We start from the raw sequence: 20433 nt of genomic DNA on the forward strand, positions 1-20433 counted from the left end.
ACGGTTCCGTCGGCGTGGCGGGGGCAGCAGGTGCCGGCGTCGCGGCACGCTCGACGGCGCGCGGTGCGGCGGACGGCGTCGGCGCCGGGCGTGCCGGCGCGGCGGTCGCCGCGCGGGACGGCGCGGACGGCTCCGGCGTCAGACGGATGGGTCCGGACGGCGCCGGCTCGGCGGGGGCGAGGGAGGATGCCGCGGTCGGGTACTGGGGCGTGGCGCCGGTCCCCGCGACGCCCGCGGCCGGCGCGGCCGGTGCCGGCTGCGCGGGCGACAGGACCATCGGCCCGGCGCTCTCCTCGTCGCTGTCGCGGCCGAACGAGGGCACAAGGCCGCGCACGGTCCCCGTCACCCGGTCGGTCATCCGTCCGGTGAAACGGCCGATGCGGCCGAGGGGGCCGGGCTGCTGCTCGGCCTCGGCGGGTTCGCCCGCAGGGGGTGACTGCGCCAGCACGGGGGCCACCGTCGACGCAGCGACAATCCCTGCCGCGAGCGCCACCATCGCGCGCCTCACGATGTCACGGCGCCTTCTCGTAGCAGCGCGTTGATGGCCGCCACCCGACCAGCGGGATCGGCGTCAGACTCGAACACATTCACCGCGATGAACTCCACACGTGTCGCGATCATCAGGGCCATGGCGGCGTCGTCCGCCGGCCCCGCGAGGACGGCCGGGACTTCGAACAGGGCCTGCCACCAGCAGGCCATTTCCGCCGCGGACTCCAACAAGCTCGCCGTCGTCCCGAACCATACATAATCGGACCCGGCTTCGCCTAGGGTCATCGCCTCATGTCGGGATGCGGCGCTCGCGCCCACCGTCAGCCCCTCGGGCCGTGTCTCGACCGCGGCGATCCGTGCGGCAAAATCGCCCGTCAGGTGCACCCCGTCGGCGATGTCGGGCACCGGCCAGGCGTTTCTGCCCTCGGTCAGCTCGCGCTCGACGAGCGCCGCCGCGCCCGCATTCTGCGCCGCCAGAATGAGTTCAGAGGGCACATCGGGCCCTCCGAACACCACCGCAGCGACATCACCGCTCTCCAGCGCCGCCGCGACGCGTTGCGGCGCGGTGCCGGAGGGCACCGTGAGGATCAGCCTTTGCATGCCATGAACCTCACGATCATCGCTCTCGACCGGTTACGCAGCTTCGCGCTCGTCCTCGGCACGCCAGCGGCCCAGCGCGGCGAGACCGTTCATCTTCGCGCGGTGCTTGAAGGCGGCCTGCGCGGCGGGGACGTTCTCCTTCTTGCCGCTCCACGCCTTCAGGCACGCCTGCTGCAGGGCACGGCCGTAGGAGAAGGTCATCTTCCACGGGAAGCCGCCGATCTGGTTCATGATCGCGAGGTGCTCGGTCGCCGCCTCGTCGGACTGGCCGCCCGACAGGAAGGCGATGCCCGGAACCGCCGCCGGCACCGTCGCCTTGAGGCACTCGACGGTCCGCTCGGCGACCTCGCGGGTCGACACCTGCGGCCCGTTCTGCCCCGGCACGATCATGTTCGGCTTCAGGATCATGCCGGTGAGGTCCACGCGCTGCGCATAGAGCTCGTCGAACACGATGTTCAGCGTCAGCTCGGTCACCTTGTAGCAGGTGTCGACGTCGTGGTGGGAGTTCGGGCCGTCCATGATCACTTCCGGCTCGACGATCGGGACGATGCCGTTCTCCTGGCAGAGCGCCGCATAGCGCGCCAGCGCATGGGCGTTGCAGGCGATCGCGCCCGTGGTCGGCAGGCCCTCGGCCGGCAGGATGTCAATCACCGCGCGCCACTTCGCGAAGCGGGCGCCCAGCTTGTAGTACTCCTGCAGGCGGCCGCGCAGGCCGTCGAGGCCCTCGGTCACCTTCTCGCCCGGGAAGAGGGCGAGCGGCTTGGCGCCGGCATCCACCTTGATGCCCGGGACGGCGCCCGCCGCCTTGATCACCTCGGCGAAGCGGCGACCGTCCAGCGTCGACTGCCGCAGGGTCTCATCGAAGAGGATGACACCCGAAACATAGTTTTTCATTGCCTCGTCGGCAGTGAACAGCAGCTCACGATAAGCTTGGCGGTTCGCCTCGGTGTTCTCGACACCGATCTGGTCGAAACGCTTCTGGATCGTACCAGTGGACTCATCCGCAGCCAGGATGCCCTGACCATCGGCCATCATGGCCGCGGCAATGTCCTGCAACGTCTCACTCATCTCAAACCTCTCGGCGCTTTAGATTTCGTTTCGCTTCTTCTACCGCTTAATCGTGCGGCTTCAAAGCTTCGACGCCCGGCAAGGGCTTGCCTTCCAGCCACTCCAGGAAGGCTCCGCCGGCCGTCGAAAGATAGGTGAACTTGTCCGCCACACCGGCATGCGCCAGCGCCGCCACCGTGTCGCCGCCACCGGCCACGGACAGCATGCCCGCCGCGGTGCGCTTGGCCGCATGGCGCGCGACCGCGACCGTGCCGCGGTCGAACGGCTTCAGCTCGAACGCGCCGAGCGGACCGTTCCAGACCAGCGTATTCACGCGGTCCATTTCCTCGTTGATCTGGTGGACCGTGCGGCCGCCGACATCGAGGATCATCTTGTCGTGGTCGATGCCTTCGTTGACGCCGACGTGGATGTGCGGCGATTCCGCCTCGAACTTCTCCGCGGCGATCGCGTCCTTAGGCAGCATGATCGCGCAGCCGGCCCGCTCGGCCGCCGTCATGATCCTCAGCGCCGTGTCGGCCATCTCCCGCTCCACCAGGGAGTGCCCGATGTCGACGCCCAGCGCGTGCAGGAACGTGTTGGCCATGCCGCCGCCGACGACCAGCGCGTCGACCTTGGAGACGAGGTTCTCGAGCAGCTCGATCTTGGTGGAGACCTTCGCGCCGCCGATCACGGCCATCACCGGCCGCTTGGGGTGCGACAGCGCCTTGGCGAGCGCGGTGAGCTCGGCTTCCATCGAGCGGCCCGCGTAGGCCGGCAGACGGTGGGCGATCGCCTCGGTCGAGGCGTGCGCGCGGTGCGCGGCGGAGAAGGCGTCGTTGACGTAGATGTCGCCGTTGGCGGCGAGGGCGTCGGCGAAGGTGGCGTCGTTCTTCTCTTCGCCCTTGTGATAGCGGGTATTCTCCAGGACGAGGATGCCGCCGTCGGGGAGCCTGGCGATGGCCTCGGCCGCCGGCTCGCCGATGCAGTCGGACGCGAAGGCGACGTCGCGGCCCAGCGTCTCGGCCAGCGCGCCGACCACCGGCTCGAGGCTCATGTCCGCGATCCGCTCGCCCTTCGGCCGACCGAAGTGGGCGAGAAGGATCACCTTCGCGCCCTTGTCCGCAAGCTCCAGGACCGTCGGCTTCACCGCGACGAGACGCGCCGTGTCCGAGACCGCCCCGTCCTTCATGGGCACATTCAGGTCGACACGGACGAGGACGCGCTTGCCGGCGACGGGTCCAATGTCATCAAGGGTACGGGCGTCGGACAACGGATCCTCCAGTCACCATTCAAAACCGCAGCTTTCTTAAACGCGAAGCACGCTTGTGGGAACGGTCTACACGGTCAGAACGAGACGAGTGCGGCATTGCCATGGCCGGATGACGCATTCGATTAATGCGGTGAAAAAATTACTGAGATGTCATGAAACCCGGTCGTGTCCCGAACATTTGTTAGGTCCCACCGCCGCTTCGACGGTGCGGACTTAACCTGAAAGGTTCGTGTCATGGGTGAGTTGAAAGACAAGGCCAAGGGCCACGCGAAAGAGGCCGCCGGTTCGGTCAAGGTCGCGGCAGGCCGCGCGACCGGCGACCGCAAGATGGAAGCAGAGGGCCACGAACAGAAGGCCCGCGGTGAAGTCGACAAGGCGAAGGGCGCCGTAAAGGGCGCGCTTGGCGACAAGGTCTGAGCCCAGCCTGACTGAACGGAGGGACGATGTCCTCGCCCCTCCCCTCGGACCCCTGGTTGGTCGAGGAGCGCCCGCGCGGTTCCGCCGTGCGGGCATTTTCGTGCCATACGGGCGACGTCAGTCCGCCTTGCGCAGCCCGCCGAGCACCGCCTCCCGGTGACCTTCGAGGTAGGATCGCTCGGCCTCCGTCACGCGGTCCATGCCGTTGAGCGCGCGGTGCCACAGCGGGAAGATCGCCGCCGGACGGCCCACGATCTCGATTCGCGCCGCCTGCTCGGGCGTCAGCGTCAGGTCGAGGGCCCCGAGGTTGTCCTCCAGATGTGCCGCGGTTCGCGCGCCGAGGACGATCGAATGCACGTTCGGCCGGTCGCGCAGCCACGCGAGCACCACCTGCGGCACGCTGCGCCCGACCTCCGCCGCCACGCCCTTCAGAACGTCGATCACGTCCCAGAGCCTTCCGGTGTCGATGATGTGCGGCTCCGGCCAGTCGGCCTGGCGGGTGCCGGGCGCGGGCGGCGTGTCGCGGTCGATCCGGCCCGTCAGCAGCCCCTCGCCGAGGGGGCTCCAGATCATCGCCCCGACGCCGAGGTCCTCGCCGGCCGGGAGCAGCTCGTACTCGGCCTGCCGCGCCTCGGGCGTGTAGTTGATCTGCTGGGCGATAGGCTGCGGGGCGCCCATCATCCGCGCTGTCATCACCGTCTTGGCGAGCTGCCAGCCGGAATAGTTGGAAACGCCCCAGTAGCGGATCTTCCCGGCTCGGATCAGGTCCTGCATGGTCCCGACCGTCTCCTCGACGGGCGTCACGCCGTCCCACTGGTGGACCCAGTAGAGGTCGATCCAGTCGGTCTTGAGCCGCTTCAGGGACGCGTCGATCTGGCGCATGATGTGGACGCGGGAAGCGCCGCGGTCGTTCGGTCCGTCGCCCATCGCGGTGCGGACCTTGGTGAAGACGAGGACGTCGTCCCGCCGGTCATGGATCGCCTCGCCGAGGACGATCTCCGAATCGCCGCGCGAATAGATGTTGGCCGTGTCGAAGGCGTTGACGTCGGCGTCGATCGCCATGTCGATCAGGAGGCGCGCGTCGTCGACACCCGTCGAGCCGACCTGATGGAAGCCGTGGGTGCCGGCGAAGGTGACGGTGCCGAACACGAATTTCGAGACCATCATGCCCGATTGGCCGAGCGGCGAATATTCCATCCTGAACTCTCCCACCGGCCGGATCGTCGCATCGCGGGTGGCCGCCGGCCTCCGGCGCCCGCTTCGGTTCAGGAGAGACTCTTGCGCAAAAGGACCCAGTCCGTCACGGGGTTCTCCCATCCGTCCTTCACCGCGGGACGGCGCGCCGCCTCGCCGTAGCCCTTGCGCTCGTAAAGTCGCCGCGCACCGCGGTTGGCGTCCGAGACGATGATCGACATCTCGCCGATGCCCTCCTCGGCGGCGATGCCCTCGGCGAGGTCGATGAGCCTGCCGCCCCAGCCCTCGCCGCGCGCCTGCGGCAAGGTGGCGAGGACGTGGATATAGTAGGAGCCGACCGCGAGGTTCTCGAGCTCCTGCAGCGGGACGAAGCGGGGCGGCATGCCGTCGGTCCCCTCCGTGTCGCGGATCGGGTAGCCCATCAGCCCCGCGACCGCCGCCCCGTCCCGGTCCGCGACGATGACCTCGCCGGCCTCGGCCTTGCGGGCCATCCGTTCCCCGCCGATGGCCCACGGATCGCCGCCGTCGCCCGCGAGGTCCTGCCAGACGAGCATCGGAAGCCCCTCGCCCGCCCACATGATGAATCGGGCGAGGATCGGGCCGTCGGCCGCGGTGGCCAGACGGAACGGCGGTTCGATGTGCATGCGATCGGCTCCGTTGGGCCGCGAGCGCAATGCGGCCGGTGATGTGGATCACTCCCGGATGGGAGATTGCACCAGCCAAAACGGCAGGCTGTGCTCCTCAACACAGAGTGGCGGGACCGATCGCGCTAGGATTGCGGGATTTTGCGCCGCCGGAACGGGCGGCGGCCGCGTTCCGGGCCGGCGTACGCCGAAGACGACGTGGCGGCCGGACACCCCGAAACGCCACGATCGTCAACGTGCTGCCCCGGCAACGGACGGCGTGCTCGCCGGCACAGGGTTGCGTCCGGGCAGTCACTACCTCGGGCTGGGCGGCCGGTTCTGGTCGTCCGCCAATGAAGGGAGTGTCGCCATGTCGACGGAAGAGCGCGCGGAAAACCGCAGGGTGGAAATCGTCATCGCGCCGGACGTCGCGTCCTCGAACCTGCAGGACGCCCCGGCGGACCAGGGGACGGCGCCGGCCGCGAACGCGCCGGACATCTTCGACGAGATCCTGTTCCAGGATTCGATCTTCGGCCCGGAGGAGGACGACGCGTCCTTTGCCGCTCCGAACGATGCAGGCCCCGCCGTCACGTTCGAGGACTTCGGCGCCGCCGATTTCGCGATGCAGACGCACGACCTCTTCATCTGACCCGCGCCGGGTCGGCGATTCGCCGCGCGACGGCGGTCTGCCTGATGAAGCGTAGGGTGAACGTCGTCGCGTGCGGCGCGGACGAAGGCCGGGGTGGCAGGCGGTTGCATGCCCTGCGGCCGGAGGCGGATTTCAGCCTTGCCCGGCAGGTCCGGCCGCCGGTCGTGGTGGCCCGGAACGGGGATCCCGGCCACGGAAGGCGGCCGGGACGGAGTGCCGGCGCGCCAGACGGGCGCGCCGGGCCTTGCGAGCTAGATGAGCTTCGCCAGCGCGACCGCGGTGTCGGTCATGCGGTTCGAGAAACCCCACTCGTTGTCGTACCAGGAGAGGATGCGGCAGAAGTTGCCGTCCATCACCTTCGTCTCCGGCGTCGCGAAGATCGACGAGTGCGAATCGTGGTTGAAGTCCATCGAGACGAGCTTGTCGTCGGTGTAGCCGAGGATGCCCTTCAGCTCGCCGTCGGCCGCGGCACGGATCGCGGCGTTGATCTCGTCCACGGTGACGTCGCGCGCCGCCTCGAAGGTGAGATCGACGACCGACACGTTCGGGGTCGGGACGCGGATCGACACGCCGTCGAGCTTGCCGTTCAGCTCCGGCAGGACGAGGCCGACGGCCTTGGCGGCGCCGGTCGACGTCGGGATCTGGTTCATCGCCGCGGCGCGGGCGCGGTAGAGGTCCTTGTGGAGGGTGTCGAGCGTCGGCTGGTCGCCCGTGTAGGAGTGGATCGTCGTCATGAAGCCGCGCTTGATGCCAATCGTCTTGTTGAGGACGTAGGCGACCGGGGCGAGGCAGTTCGTGGTGCACGACGCGTTGGAGACGACGAGGTCGTCCTTCGTCAGCGCCTTGTCGTTCACGCCGAAGACGACCGTCCTGTCCGCACCCGTCGCCGGGGCGGAGACGAGGACGCGCTTGGAGCCGTTCTCGAGGTGCAGGGCGGCCTTATCACGCGCGGTGAAGATGCCGGTGCACTCCATCGCGACGTCGACGTCCGACCAGGGCAGCGCCTTCGGGTCGCGCTCGGCGGTGACGCGGATCGGACCGCGGCCGAGGTCGATGGTGTCGCCGTTCACGGTGACGGTGCCGGGGAACCGCCCGTGCACGGAATCGTAGCGCAGGAGGTGCGCGTTGGTCTCGACCGGCCCGAGATCGTTGATGGCGACGACTTCGACATCGGTGCGCTCGTTTTCAACGATTGCGCGCAACACGTTGCGTCCGATACGCCCGAACCCGTTGATAGCCAGCTTGACGGTCATGCCGTGCCCTCCAGAGAATTGGTCTTTGGGAGCGCATGTGCGTCATCCGCGAGCGAAGGGCAAGATAGCGCTACACTCAGGATTTACCGAAGCGCGAAAAATCGGGTTGTGCCGAGGGAGGTTGGGGGAGTGCCGAGGGGCACGATGCCGGTCGCCGCGGGAGGACCGCCGCCCGTGCCGGGCGAGCCCCGAAAGGGGATGGGGGGCGAAGCCACATCGGCCGTCGGACGGTTCGATCCCGGGACCTACAAAGTAGGTGGGCGCCGTTTTGCTCCAGCCCACGAGCCGGAACAGGGACAGCTCCCTTTAGGATCGATAAGGCCCCGGGGATGCAATTGTCCTAACGAACCGCGCAGCCTCGCCTGGGTCCCAATATAGTCGTGCCCAAGGGTCTGGAAAAGGGCGATTTCGCGCTCCCCGGACGTTTCCGAACACCCGCGTCCGGCCGGCCCCGGATTCGTGCTCGCGGCGATGCCGGGAGGCGCATCCGCCCCGGACCCGCGGGCGCCCACGCCGCCCGCGGAACGCGCCGCGGAACGGCGACAAACGGCCGCGTCGGACCTTCGCACGAGGTGCGCCGCCGCGGGGCGCGTGGCGGCGGCAGGCGCCGCTTCAGCGGCGGGCGAAGGCGAGCGCGGTGCCGCCCATGACGAGGAGGCCGCCGGTCAGCCGCTCCGCCAGCCGCACGCGCGAGCGGGTCAGGAGCTGACCGGCCCGCCCGGCGAGGACCGCGTACATGCAGTCGAAGATGCCCGCGACCAGCATGAAGATCCCGCCGAACACCGCGATCTGGATGCCGATCGGCTCGCTACGGTCGACGAACTGCGGGATGAAGGCGCCGAAGAACAGGAGCGCCTTCGGGTTCGCCCAGATCACGAAGAAGCCCTGCACAGCGTAGCCGAGGAGGGAGCGCGAATCGCCCTCCACCCGCGCGAGCTCGCCATCCGAGCGCAGGTGCTTGATGCCGAGCCAGACGAGGTAGGCCGCGCCCAGGAGCTTCAGCACGACGAACGCCTCGCCGATCATCGTCACGATGGCGTCGAGACCCGCGATCAGCACCAGGATCATCGTCGCGACGCCCACTTGCGTGCCGGCGATGTTGGCGAGGCCGGCGGCCGGCCCCCGTCGCAGCGAATTGGCCACGATGAGGCTGACCGTCGGGCCGGGGACGATCGCGAGCGCGGCCGAGGCCAGCACGAAGGTGATCAGGATCGAGACGTCGAACATGTCTGGAAGGCCGCCGGACCTAGAGCGAGAACGCCTTGCCGACCTCGGGGATGGTCACGATGCCGGCCTTGTCGCCCAGTTCGGCGAGGAACGTGTCGGGCGTCTGGTCGAGCATCGGGAAGGTCCCGTAGTGGCAGGGCACGACGGTATCGAAATTGAAAAACTTCCTGCACGCAAGAGCCGCGAGCTTGCCGCCCATGGTGAAGCGGTCGCCGATCGGCACGAGGCCCACCTTCGGCTCCCAGATCTCGTTGTAGAGGCCCATGTCGCCGAAGATGCCGGTGTCGCCCATTACGTACACGGTCTTCTCGCCCGGCGCGGTGATGATGAAGCCGAGCGGGTTGCCGAGGTAGACGGGGCTGCCGTCGACGTCGAAGCCGGACGAGTGGAAGGCGTTGACGAAGGACACCGCGACGCCGCCGAGGTCGAGCGTGCCGCCGTGGTTGCCGGGGTTCACCTTCTCGATGCCCTGGCGCCCGACGAAGTTGCAGATGTCGAAGCTCGACACGACGGTCGCGCCGGTCGCCTTGGCGACGGGGACGGTGTCGCCGATGTGGTCGCCATGGCCGTGCGTCAGCAGGATGTGGGTGATGCCGTCGGCGGCCTCTTGCCAGCCTTTGCCCCACGTCGGGTTCCCGGTGAGGAACGGGTCGATGAGAATCGACTGCCCGGCGATGTCGAGGCGGAAGGTGGCGTGGCCGTACCAGGTGAGCTGCATGGAATCCTCCAGACGCTTGCGTCGCGTGTTTCACGAGGACCTAGCACGCCCGGGCGCGATGCATAGAGGGAACGCGCGTCCGCACGCTTCCGCCACTCCCTGTCCCGACCCCGCGCCGCCCCCGGGCGCCGGCGCCCGGGGGCGACGCATAGCCGAATCCCGACACCAATTCGCCCCGCGCCGGTTGACGCAGCAGATTGACGACATACACCTAGATCCTATCCCCAGAAGGAAAGGTTAGCCGTCTTGGAGGCAGATGCCGCGCTCTCCGTCAAAAACCTCTTCAAGGTTTTCGGACCCGACCCGGATAAAGCAATCGCGCTTTATCATGAAGGTTTCACCAAAGATGAGGTGTTCCGTCGTACGGGGATGACCATTGGCGTCTGCGATGCCACCTTTGACGTGAAGGAAGGCGAAATATTCGTCGTGATGGGTCTTTCCGGCTCCGGAAAATCCACGCTGGTGCGGATGCTCAATCGCCTCATCGACCCGTCCGCCGGGGAGATCGTCGTCAAGGGCAGCGACATCGCGCAGATGAGCGAGAAGGAGCTCAACGCCTTCCGCCGCGAGCACATCTCGATGGTGTTCCAGTCGTTCGCGTTGATGCCGCACATGACCGTGCTGCAGAACGCATCGTTCGGGCTGGAGCTGTCCGGCGTCTCGCTCGCGCAACGCGAGGCCCGCGCCCGCGCCGCGCTGGAGCAGGTCGGCCTCGCCCCCTACGAGCAGAGCTATCCGAACGAACTGTCGGGAGGCATGCAGCAGCGCGTCGGCCTCGCCCGCGCGCTCGCCAACGACCCGTCCATCCTCCTGATGGACGAGGCGTTCTCCGCCCTCGACCCGCTCATCCGCACCGAGATGCAGGACGAGCTGCTGGCGCTGCAGGAGAAGGAGAAGCGCACGATCGTCTTCATCTCCCACGACCTCGACGAGGCGATGCGCATCGGCGACCGGATCGCCATCATGCAGGGCGGTCTCGTCGTGCAGGTCGGCAAGCCGGACGAGATCCTCTCCAACCCCGCCAACGACTACGTGCGCTCCTTCTTCCGCGGCGTCGACGTCTCCACGGTCCTGACGGTCGGCGACATCGCCTCCAAGCAGCAGGTGTCGATGTTCGACCGGGACGGGACGCTGCGCGCCGCGCGCGAGCGGATCGCCAAGGCCGACCGGGACTTCGCCTACATCGTCGACCGGCAGCAGAAGTTCCACGGCGTGGTCTCGTCGGCGAGCCTGGAGGATCAGCTCGGCAAGTCCGAGACGCACCTCGCCGCGGCGTTCCTCCCCGACGTCCAGCCGCTCGCCGCCGACCGGCGCATCGGCGACGTCATCGGCGAGGTGAACGCGGCGCCCTGCGGTCTCCCGGTCGTCGACGAGAAGGGGCGCTATCTCGGCGTCGTGTCCCGCGCGGTCCTTCTGGGCGCGCTCCACCGGGACGACGCCCCCGCCGCGGATACCGACGCCGAGGTCGCCCATGTCTGAGTTCACACACACATCGACCACGACCTCCGACCCCGCCGCGCCCGGCATCGAGCTGGCGCAGGCCGACAACCCGTGGGCCGCCCAGAGCGGCGGCGGGAACGGCAGCGACGCTCCCGCCAGCAGCAACCCCTGGGCCACAGGCTCCGGCGGCTCCGACGCGGCCGCCCCCACCCCGCAGGCCGACGCCCCGCAAGCCGACACCCCGGCCGGCGTGGACGCATCTGCGGCTGACGCGGCGCCTAATCCGTGGGGCGGCACCTCCGGCGGCGCGGCGGGCGGAGCCGACGGCCCCGGCGCCTCGGACGGCGCCAGCACCGACTGGCTGTCCGGCCTCGACGCGCCGACCGACGCGCCGAGCTTCGACATCCTCGACCCCTTCAACCACGCGATCATCCCGCTGGAGGCGTGGGTGGAGCGCGCGCTCGACTTCGTCGTCGCGAACTTCCGCCCGGTGTTCCAGGCCGTCCGCTGGCCCATCGACGGGGTGCTGTCGACCATCGAATCGACGCTGCTCGGCGTCCCCGCGCTGGTGATGCTCGTCCTCATCGGCCTCCTCGCCTGGCAGGCGGCGGGGCGGCGGCTCGGCGTCGGCGCCGTGCTGTCGTTCGCCTTCATCGGCCTGATCGGCGCGTGGGACCAGGCGATGGTGACGCTCGCGCTCGTCTTCACCTCGGTGTTCTTCTGCATCCTGATCGGCCTGCCGTCGGGCATCCTCCTCGCCCGCAACGACCGGGTGGCGGCGATCACCCGGCCGGTGCTCGACGCGATGCAGACGACGCCCGCCTTCGTCTACCTCGTGCCCATCGTCATGCTGTTCGGCATCGGCAACGTGCCGGGCGTGGTGGTGACGATCATCTTCGCGCTGCCGCCGCTGATCCGCCTCACCAACCTCGGCATCCGCCAGGTGCCGGAGGACCTCATCGAGGCGGCGAAGAGTTTCGGCGCCTCGAAGGGGCAGCTCCTGCGCAAGGTGCAGCTCCCGGTGGCGATGCCGACCATCATGGCCGGCGTGAACCAGACCCTGATGCTGGCGCTCTCGATGGTGGTGATCGCGTCGATGATCGCCGTCGGCGGCCTCGGCCAGATGGTGCTGCGCGGCATCGGCCGGCTCGACATGGGCCTCGCCACCGTCGGCGGCCTCGGCATCGTGCTGCTCGCCATCATCATCGACCGGATGACCCAGGCGATGGGCGTCTCCAAGCGCGATCGCGGCAACGTCGCCTGGTACGAGACCGGGCCGATCGGCCTGGTGCGGCGCCTGTTCGTCCGCTCCCGGCGGGCCCCATCAACCACCGCGGGCGTCAGTCCCGCCGAATGAGCCGTCCGGCGCCCCGCGCGCCGGCCCGGCACCGACACGCGGCTCGCGGAGAGCCGCACCCGAAACCCAGTCCAGGAGATTTCATGTTCCGCAAGTTCACCCGCACCAGCGTCGCCGCGATCACCGCGGCCGGCCTCGGCCTGGCTGTCGGCGGCACGGCGTTCGCACAGGACAAGCCCGGCGAAGGCGTCACGGTGATCCCGCTGAAGTCGTCGATCGCCGAGGAGACCTTCCAGACGATGCTCGTCATGAAGGCGCTCGAGGAGCTCGGCTACGACGTCCAGGACATCAAGGAGCTCGAGTATGCGGCGGGTCACGTCGCGCTCGGCAACGGTGACGGCACCTTCATGGCCGACCACTGGGACCCGCTCCACATCGACTTCTACAACGCCGCCGGCGGCGACGAGAAGCTCTACCGCGAGGGCGTCTACTCGCCCGGCGCGCTGCAGGGCTACCTGATCGACAAGAAGACCGCCGACGAGCACAACATCACCGAGATCTCGCAGCTCTCCGACCCGGAGATCGCCAAGCTGTTCGACAACGACGGCGACGGCAAGGCCGACCTCACCGGCTGCACCCCGGGCTGGGGCTGCGAGAAGGTGATCGAGCATCAGCTCGACGCGTTCGACCTGCGCGACACGGTCACCCACAACCAGGGATCCTACTCGGCCATCATCGCCGACACGATCACGCGCTACGAGAACGGCGAGCCGATCCTCTACTACACGTGGACCCCGTACTGGGTCTCCGGCGTGCTGGTCCCGGGCGAGGACGTCGTCTGGCTGCAGGTGCCGTTCTCCTCGCTCCCGGGCGAGCGGGCCGACGTCGACACCGCCCTTCCGGACGGCTCGAACTACGGCTTCCAGGCGAACGACCAGCGCATCGTCGCGAACCGCGAGTTCGCGGAGGCGAACCCGTCCGCGGCCAAGCTCTTCTCCATCATGAAGCTCTCGGCCAACGACATCTCGGCCGAGAACCTTCTGATGCGCGACGGCCAGGATTCGGAGGCGGACATCGAGCGCCACGCCGACGCCTGGATCAAGGGCCACCAGGAGCAGTGGAACGGCTGGCTCGAGGAGGCCCGCGCCGCCTCGGCCGACTGAGGCAGGCCCCTTCCCGCCCCTCGCGGGAGGTCCGGCGAACACGCATCCAAGGCGTCGGCCCCCGGGCCGGCGCCTTTCTTCATGGCCCCTCCCGGCGACACGACGCCCGTGCGGCAACACCGGCACGGCCCAGCCTGTTCCTCGGACCCAGCCGTCGCTGAAGCGCGGCAGGACGGAGCGCGAGGGCTTCATTCAGCGATGGCTGGGTCCGGGGGACAGGCGACCCCCGTTCCCCGGTGAAGCCCGAGCCCTTCGGGGCCCGGCGTCAGCCCGCCATCGCGAGGGCGCGGACGACGACCTTCTTCATGACCGTCGGCAGGCCCGCGTCGTCGGGGAGCGCCCACCACGCGCCGGCCGGGGTCGGTGCGTCGGCGGGGACGGCGGCGCTGTAGACGTCGACGGTGAGCTCGGCATGGGTGAAGCCGTGCGTGATGCTGCCGACGCCCGCCCAGCCGCCGTCGAACGGGGCGTGCTCGAGGGGCACGGCGACAGGCCCGCCCCAGGCGGAGCCGAACACCTCCGCCATGCCGCCCAGCAGCCCCCTGGCGGGCCGGCGGCGCAGCAGGATGGCTCCGTCCGGGCGGACGGCAACGAACGCCACGCCGTGCCACACCGAGCGGGCGCGTCTGGGCGCCTTGACGGGATAGTCGAGCATGTCGCCGGCGGCGGAGGCCGCGCAGCCCTCGCGCAGCGGGCAGATGCCGCAGGCGGGCGACTTCGGGGTGCAGATGGTGGCGCCGAGGTCCATCATCGCCTGGGCGAAGTCGCCGGGACGGTCCGCCGGCAGCATCGCCGCGACGATCGCCTCGACCTCGCGCCGGACCGTCTTCGGCGGCCGGGCGAGACGTGTGAGGCGGGCGACGACGCGCTCGACGTTGCCGTCGACCACGGGCGCCGGCTCGCCGAAGGCGATCGCGGCGATGGCGGCCGACGTGTAGTCGCCGACGCCGGGGAGCCCGGCGAGGCCCTCGCGGCTGACCGGAAAGCCGGTCGCCGCGACGACACGGGCGCAGGCGACGAGGTTGCGGGCGCGGGCGTAGTAGCCGAGGCCGGCCCACGCCGCCATGACGTCCCCATCGTCCGCCGCGGCAAGGTCGGCGATGGTCGGCCAGCGGGTCAGGAACGTCTCGTAGTAGGACTTCACCGCGGCGACGGTGGTCTGCTGGAGCATGATCTCCGAGAGCCACACGCGGTACGGATCGGCCGTCTCGCCGGGCTCGGCCCGCCAGGGCAGGCTCCGGCGGTGCCGGTCGTACCAGGCGAGGAGCGCACGCCCCGCCGCGCGGTCGGGCGCCGGAAGCGCCCTGAGGGCCGGCCGTCCCGACCCCGCTGCGGGCGCCGCGGCGCCATGCTCCGGTCCGTCTCCGTCGTCTGTGGCGGCGAAGAGGCTCGAGACGACGGAGCGCTGCGCCGCCGCGGCCCGGCGGGTGCGGCCCGGCTTCGCGGGCTCCGGCGCAGGTTCCTCGCCGGCGCCGGCCGTCCGGGCGCGTCTGCGCTTCGGGACCGCGGTCTCGGCCGCCGGGACCTCGGCGATCTCGCTCGCCTCCGGCGCCGCGGGGGCCTTGCGGGACCGGGTCACGCGCCGCTTGGGTGCCGCCTCGACGGCGGGCTCGGCGTCGACCGCCGGCGCCGGTTCGGGCGCATGACCGCGGGCCGGCGCGACCGGCAGCGCCCCGGCGGCGGCGGGCGGCCGGAGCGCCTCGCCCGTGTCCGGCCGCCCGGGCGCCGGCCCGGACTTCGCAGCCTTGGCGGATTTGCGGTTCTTGGGTTTTCGGGCCGCGAGGCGACGTGCGGCGCGGCGATCCGCCGGACCACCCGCCCTGGCCTTCTTCTTCATGATGTCGAGCGGCACTTTCATGCCACATCGGCAGCACGCCGCCATGACCTTGGCAAGAGGCCTCGTGCGCACGCGGGCGCCGGTCCCCGCTCTTCGCTCGGTGCGCGCCGCGACCGGCCCGGCACGCCCTTGCGGCGCCGCGAAGCGATTGCGCGACGGCGCAAATCGCGGCATCGATAGGCCCATGTCCAAAGCCCGCTCGCGCCACGCGGCCCTGCCGCTCGCCGAACTCATCGGCTCCCTGGTCACGCCCGCCTGCCGGCGGCGCGGGATCGCCAGCGCCGCGCTGATGCTGGATCCGGCCGACATCTTCGGCGAGCGCTTCGCCAAGGCCGCCGCCATCGAGCGGATCGTCTGGCCGAAGGGCTCACGGCTCGACGAGCAGTCCTCGCACGGCGCGACGCTCATCGTGCGGGCCGACGCGGCCGCCGCCATTGCGCTGCAGCACACCGCCCCGCAGGTCATCGAGCGCGTCAACGTCATGATCGGCTGGCCGGCGATCGCCCGGCTGCGCGTCACCCAGGTGCGCGGCCGCGCCCACCGCGAGCCGGCCTACCTCACCCCGGTGCCGCCGCCGCAGCCCCCGCGCGACGAGGCGCGTGCCGCCGCCATCGCCGAGGCCATGCAGAACGTCGAACACCCACAATTGAAGGCCGCATTGTCGCGGTTGGGGGCGAGTATCGAGACGCGCAGTTTATCCCAGCGTCGAAAGCCCACATAAGGGGGCGAGGATCAGAAGGGATATGTCTATGATCACCCGCCGCCACTTCGCTGCGATGACGTTGGCTCTGCCGCTCGCCGCGACGTCGCTCAACCTCGCCTTTGCGCAGGACGCCGCCCCCGCCGAGAAGGCCCCGGCCGAACCGCCGGCCGACATCGTCCTTGGCAGCGATGACGCCCCGGTGACCATCGTCGAGTATGCCTCGATGACGTGCCCGCACTGCGCGGCCTTCCACAATGGTCCGTTCAAGGACCTCAAGAAGGACTACATCGACACCGGCAAGGTGAAGTTCATCCTGCGCGAGTTCCCGCTCGACCGCCTGGCGCTGGCCGTGGCGGTCCTCGCCCGCTGCAAGCCGGAGAAGTACTACGACATCGTCGACCTCTATTTCGAGCAGCAGCAGCTCTGGGCGACCAACGACGACCCCGTCAGCAAGATGTTCTCGCTCGCCCAGCAGGCCGGCTTCTCCCGCGAGGAGTTCGAGGCCTGCCTCAACAACCGCGAGCTCTTGGAAGGCATCTACGCCAACCGCACGCGCGGCGAGCAGGACGGCGTGACGGGCACCCCGACTCTCTTCATCGACGGCGAGAAGTACGAGGGCGAGCGCACCATCGCGGCGCTCCGTGAAGTGCTCGACCCTAAAATCGACTCCTGATCGAGCGATTCGTAAAGCGCTGACGGACAACGGGAAACTGTTGTCCCCGGCTGCATCGCAAGACGGCGCGCGGGGATCACCGAAGCCGGGGAGAACCCGCGCAAGGTCTTGTTAACCCTTCATCAAGCAGGCTCAGAGGGACGCTCTTGACGGGGCGTAACCCTTGAAAAGCCAGGTGTGATGAAGTTCGATCGACTGCGCCTAATCGGGTTCAAATCGTTCGTCGAACCGACGGACGTCCTGATCGAGCCGGGCCTGACCGGCGTGGTCGGCCCGAACGGCTGCGGCAAGTCGAACCTCGTCGAGGCGCTGCGCTGGGTGATGGGCGAGTCGTCCTACAAGTCCGTGCGCGGCTCCTCGATGGACGACGTCATCTTCGCCGGCTCGGGCCGCCGGCCGACGCGCGACACCGCCGAGGTGACGCTGTTCCTGGACAACCAGGACCGCACCGCGCCCGCCGAGATCAACAACGCCGACCATCTGGAAGTCTCCCGCCGCATCAACCGCGGCGTCGGGTCGGACTATCGCGTCAACGGCAAGCTGGTGCGGGCGCGCGACGTCCAGCTCCTCTTCGCCGACGCGGCGACGGGCTCGCGCTCGCCCTCGATGGTGCGTCAGGGGCAGGTGGCCGAGCTGATCGCCGCGAAGCCGACCGACCGGCGCAACGTCCTGGAAGAGGCCGCCGGCATCTCGGGCCTCCGGGCGCGCAAGCACGAGGCGGCGCTGAAGCTGAACGCCGCCGAACAGAACCTGTCGCGCGTCGAGGACGTCGCCGGCGAGGTGGAGCGGCAGATGGAGACGCTGCGGCGCCAGGCCAAGCAGGCCCAGCGCTACCGCAAGATCTCCGAGGAGATCCGCACCCTCGAGGCGACGGTCCACCACCTTCGCTGGGTCGAGGCCCGCGCCGCGGTCCGCGACGGCGAGGCCGCGCTGACGTCGACGGCCGAGGCCGCGAAGACCGCCGCCGCGACCCAGGTCGGCACCGCCACCGAGGAGGCAGCCGCGCAGCACGCCCTCCCCGCGCTGCGCGAGGCGGAGGCGGCGGCGTCGACCGAGCGGCAGAAGCTCGCGGCCGCGATCGCCGCGCTCGACGCGAAGGACCGCGAGATCGCCGACAAGCTGTCCTCGTTGAAGCGGCAGGCCGAGGCGCTCGCCGCCGACCTGGAGCGACAGGACAAGACGAAGGGCGACGCCGCCGCGGCGGTCCTGCGCCTCGAGCAGGAAGAGGCCGAGCTCACCCGCGCCAATGCCGGGGCCGAGGAGCGGATCGCCGAGCGCGAGAGCGCCGCCGAGGAGGCCGAGGCCGCTGCCGACGACGCCGACCGGGCCGCCGTCACGGCGACCGAGCGCGCCGCGACCGTCCTCGCCGCGCGCGCCTCGCTGGACCAGTCCTACGCCCGCGCCTCCGCCGAGGCGAAGAAGGCCGCGGAGACCGTCACGCGTGGCGAGGCGGACCTCTCCCGGGCCGGCAACAGCGACGCCGTCGCCAGGCGCAACGCGGCAGCCGATGCCGTGCGTGCCGCCGAGGAGGCCGAGGCCGAGGCCGCCTCCCGCGAGGCCGAAGCCTCCGACGCCGAGGCCGAGGCCCAGCACGTCGAAGCCGACATGCAGCGCGCAGAGGCCGACGCCGCCGCGGCGGTCGCCGACACCGAGGCCGCCCTCGCCCCCACAAGGGCCGCGGAGGCCGCCGCGCGGGAGGCGCTCGCCAGGGTGCTCTCCGAGATTTCGGGGCTCGAGACCGAGGCGAAGGCGCTGGAGCGCCTCACCGCCTCGCTGGGCCGCGCCGAGGACGCCGTCCTCGACGACTGCACCGTCGCGCCGGGCTACGAGGTCGCCTTCGCCGCCGCGCTCGGCGACGACCTGGAGGCGCCCGTCAGCGACAGCGCCCCCGCGCGCTGGGCCGCGACGCCGCCCGCCGGCGAGGACCCGCCGCTTCCGGCCGGCGCGACACCGCTGGCCCCGCATGTCAGCGCGCCCCCGGCCCTTGCCCGGCGCCTCGCGCAGGTGGGGCTCGTCCAGGACGGCGCACTCGCCGGTGCGCTGCTGCCGGGCCAGCGGCTCGTCACCCGCGACGGCGCCCTGTGGCGCTGGGACGGCTACGCGCGCGCCGCGGGAGCGCCCAGCGCGGCGGCCGAGCGCCTTGCCCAGAAGAACCGCCTCGCCGACCTCGCCCACGAAATCGACGCGCTGGCCCCGAAGCGGGAGGCCGCCGAAGCCGCCATCGAGGCCGCCGAGGAGGAAGTCGCCGCGGCCGCGGAGCGCGACACGGCCGCCCGCGCCGCGCTGGCGGCGGCCCGGCAGGATGTCGTCGAGGCCCGCAAGGCGCTCGCCGCCACGCGCTCGGCCCTCGGCGCGGCCCGCAACGCTCTCGCCGCCCAGCGCAAGGCCGTCGCCGCCGCCAAGGAGCGCCTCGCCGGCGCCGAGACCGCCGCGAAGGAGGCGGAGGCCGCCGAGGGACGCATCGCCGCGACGCTCGACGCCGCCCGCGCCACCGCGGAGAACGCCGAGGCCGCGCTGATCGAGGCGGAGGCCGCGCGCGAGGCCGCCTCCGACGGATCGGCGGAGACCTCCGACCGCGACTGCGCCAAGGCCGCAGCGCAGGAGGCCCGCCGCCGGGCCACCGAGGCCGCCAACGCCGCCGAGCAGGAGCGGCGCGCCGCCTACGGCCGGGCCCGGCGCCTCGAGCGCCTCGCGTCGGAGCTCGGCGACTGGCGCGCCCGCCTCACCGGCGCCGACAGCCACCGCACGGATCTGGAAGACCGCCTCGCCGCCATCCTCGAGGAGCGGGAGGCGCTGGCCGACGCGCCGACCGACACGCAGGAGGAACGCTACCGCCTGACCCGCGCCGCGAAGGCCGCCGAGGCGGCCGACGCCGCCGCACGCGAGGCCCGCGCCACGGGCGAAGCGCGCGAGCGCGCCGCAACGCAGGCCGCCCGCGACGCGCTGGCCGCCCTTTCCGCCGCGCGCGAGGCGTCCGGCCGGGCCGAGGAGCGCACCGTCGCCGCCCGCAACCGCCTCGCCGAGGTCGAGGCCGCGCTGGTCGAGGCGCTGGACGTGCAGCCGGCCGCGGCGATGGGCCTTGCCGGCCTCACCCCCTCCTCCGAGCTGCCGCCGCGGGCCGAGTCGGAGAAGCGGCTGGAGCGGCTGAAGGGCGAGCGCGAGCGGCTCGGCGGGGTAAACCTCTGCGCCGAGGACGAGCTGACGGAGATCGAAGCCCGCCAGGGCGCGATGATCGCCGAGCGCGACGACCTCGTCGCCGCCATCGAGAAGCTGCGCGTCGGCATCCGCGAGCTGAACGGCGAGGCCCGCCAGCGCCTTCTGGCGTCCTTCGACAACGTCAACGCCGAGTTCCAGCGGCTCTTCAAGCACCTCTTCAACGGCGGCGAAGCCCAGCTCGTCCTCACCGAGGCCGAGGACCCGCTCGATGCCGGTCTCGACATCATCGCCCGCCCGCCGGGCAAGAAGCCGCAGGTGCTGTCGCTGCTCTCCGGCGGCGAGCAGACGCTGACGGCGACCGCCCTCATCTTCGCGGTCTTCCTCACCAACCCGGCCCCGATCTGCGTCCTCGACGAGATCGACGCGCCGCTCGACGACGCCAACGTGGAGCGCTTCTGCAATCTCCTCGACGAGATGGCGAAGACCACCGAGACGCGCTTCCTCACCATCACCCACAACCCGATCACGATGGCGCGCATGCACCGCCTCTACGGCGTGACGATGGTGGAGAAGGGCGTCAGCCAGCTCGTCTCGGTGTCGCTCGAGGCGGCGGAGGAGCTGCGGGAGACGGCTTAGCGCGTCCTGCGCCCCTTCCGGGCGCGGGCGTTGTCGGCGCG

At 70.7% G+C, this 20433-nt stretch carries 17 protein-coding genes, 1 other RNA gene and 1 pseudogene; 8 read left to right on the top strand and 11 right to left on the bottom strand.

Translation table 11 applies throughout. The features are described 5' to 3' along the window. The 4 genes and pseudogenes from DLJ53_RS30170 to DLJ53_RS30185 form a co-directional block, all read right to left on the bottom strand. Nucleotides 1-496: pseudogene (locus DLJ53_RS30170) on the bottom strand (hypothetical protein); the annotation flags it as partial. Between the two features lie 8 nt (nt 497-504). Beyond that, on the bottom strand, nt 505-1089 hold the full coding sequence (locus DLJ53_RS30175) for a thiamine phosphate synthase (RefSeq protein WP_111352045.1): 585 nt from the start codon (nt 1087-1089) through the stop codon (nt 505-507). A 33-nt stretch (nt 1090-1122) separates the two neighbouring features. Beyond that, complete coding sequence (locus tag DLJ53_RS30180; protein WP_111352046.1) at nt 1123-2157, bottom strand: class I fructose-bisphosphate aldolase; 1035 nt, start codon at nt 2155-2157, stop codon at nt 1123-1125. A 46-nt stretch (nt 2158-2203) separates the two neighbouring features. Then, a complete protein-coding gene (locus DLJ53_RS30185) occupies nt 2204-3406 on the bottom strand; it encodes a phosphoglycerate kinase (RefSeq protein ID WP_111352047.1) in 1203 nt (400 codons plus the stop codon). Between the two features lie 234 nt (nt 3407-3640). Between DLJ53_RS30185 and DLJ53_RS30190 the strand changes: the two genes are divergently transcribed. Next, nucleotides 3641-3823 (top strand): CsbD family protein, encoded by a 183-nt coding sequence (locus tag DLJ53_RS30190; protein WP_111352048.1) that lies wholly within the window; start codon nt 3641-3643, stop codon nt 3821-3823. 117 nt (nt 3824-3940) lie between these two features. Here the strand turns inward: DLJ53_RS30190 and DLJ53_RS30195 are convergent, their stop codons facing one another. Continuing rightward, a complete protein-coding gene (locus DLJ53_RS30195; protein ID WP_111352049.1) occupies nt 3941-5020 on the bottom strand; it encodes an aldo/keto reductase in 1080 nt (359 codons plus the stop codon). A gap of 68 nt (nt 5021-5088) precedes the next feature. Beyond that, nucleotides 5089-5661, bottom strand: coding sequence for a GNAT family N-acetyltransferase (locus DLJ53_RS30200; protein ID WP_111352050.1), 573 nt, complete (start codon nt 5659-5661; stop codon nt 5089-5091). Nucleotides 5662-6010: 349 nt separating this feature from the next. Between DLJ53_RS30200 and DLJ53_RS30205 the strand changes: the two genes are divergently transcribed. Continuing rightward, nucleotides 6011-6289 (top strand): hypothetical protein, encoded by a 279-nt coding sequence (locus tag DLJ53_RS30205; RefSeq protein WP_111352051.1) that lies wholly within the window; start codon nt 6011-6013, stop codon nt 6287-6289. Nucleotides 6290-6540: 251 nt separating this feature from the next. On the opposite strand, the gene gap is transcribed toward DLJ53_RS30205, so the two are convergent. From gap to DLJ53_RS30225, 4 genes are all read right to left on the bottom strand, one after another. Then, on the bottom strand, nt 6541-7542 hold the full coding sequence (gene gap, locus DLJ53_RS30210; protein ID WP_111352052.1) for a type I glyceraldehyde-3-phosphate dehydrogenase: 1002 nt from the start codon (nt 7540-7542) through the stop codon (nt 6541-6543). A 204-nt stretch (nt 7543-7746) separates the two neighbouring features. Further along, nucleotides 7747-7904: non-coding RNA, 6S RNA (gene ssrS, locus DLJ53_RS30215), on the bottom strand. Between the two features lie 250 nt (nt 7905-8154). Further along, entirely contained in the window at nt 8155-8769 is a 615-nt protein-coding gene (locus tag DLJ53_RS30220) for a LysE family translocator (RefSeq protein ID WP_111352053.1), read from the bottom strand. A gap of 19 nt (nt 8770-8788) precedes the next feature. Beyond that, nucleotides 8789-9487, bottom strand: coding sequence for a metal-dependent hydrolase (locus DLJ53_RS30225; protein WP_111352054.1), 699 nt, complete (start codon nt 9485-9487; stop codon nt 8789-8791). A gap of 246 nt (nt 9488-9733) precedes the next feature. On the opposite strand from DLJ53_RS30225, the gene proV reads away from it, so the two are divergent. The 3 genes from proV to proX all read left to right on the top strand — a co-directional run bounded on the left by proV (nt 9734) and on the right by proX (nt 13387). After that, nucleotides 9734-10966, top strand: coding sequence for a glycine betaine/L-proline ABC transporter ATP-binding protein ProV (proV, locus tag DLJ53_RS30230; protein WP_111352055.1), 1233 nt, complete (start codon nt 9734-9736; stop codon nt 10964-10966). After that, complete coding sequence (gene proW, locus DLJ53_RS30235; RefSeq protein WP_111352056.1) at nt 10959-12284, top strand: glycine betaine/L-proline ABC transporter permease ProW; 1326 nt, start codon at nt 10959-10961, stop codon at nt 12282-12284. Before proV ends, proW begins: the two co-directional genes overlap by 8 nt. Before the next feature lie 83 nt (nt 12285-12367). After that, complete coding sequence (gene proX / locus DLJ53_RS30240) at nt 12368-13387, top strand: glycine betaine/L-proline ABC transporter substrate-binding protein ProX (RefSeq protein WP_111352057.1); 1020 nt, start codon at nt 12368-12370, stop codon at nt 13385-13387. A gap of 265 nt (nt 13388-13652) precedes the next feature. Here proX and DLJ53_RS36565 read toward each other — a convergent pair whose 3' ends face one another. Further along, a complete protein-coding gene (locus tag DLJ53_RS36565; protein ID WP_342353614.1) occupies nt 13653-14621 on the bottom strand; it encodes an A/G-specific adenine glycosylase in 969 nt (322 codons plus the stop codon). 787 nt (nt 14622-15408) lie between these two features. On the opposite strand from DLJ53_RS36565, the gene DLJ53_RS30250 reads away from it, so the two are divergent. The 3 genes from DLJ53_RS30250 (at nt 15409) to DLJ53_RS30260 (ending at nt 20392) form a co-directional block, all read left to right on the top strand. Further along, entirely contained in the window at nt 15409-15945 is a 537-nt protein-coding gene (locus tag DLJ53_RS30250) for a DciA family protein (protein ID WP_162409705.1), read from the top strand. A 28-nt stretch (nt 15946-15973) separates the two neighbouring features. Continuing rightward, the gene (locus DLJ53_RS30255) at nt 15974-16600 is read left to right on the top strand and encodes a DsbA family protein (protein ID WP_202913441.1); all 627 of its coding nucleotides are present in this window, start codon (nt 15974-15976) and stop codon (nt 16598-16600) included. Nucleotides 16601-16780: 180 nt separating this feature from the next. Then, nucleotides 16781-20392, top strand: coding sequence for a chromosome segregation SMC family protein (locus DLJ53_RS30260; protein ID WP_111352061.1), 3612 nt, complete (start codon nt 16781-16783; stop codon nt 20390-20392). Nucleotides 20393-20433 lie beyond the last annotated feature (41 nt).

The organism is Acuticoccus sediminis (genome assembly GCF_003258595.1).
Taxonomy (GTDB): Bacteria; Pseudomonadota; Alphaproteobacteria; order Rhizobiales; family Amorphaceae; genus Acuticoccus; species Acuticoccus sediminis.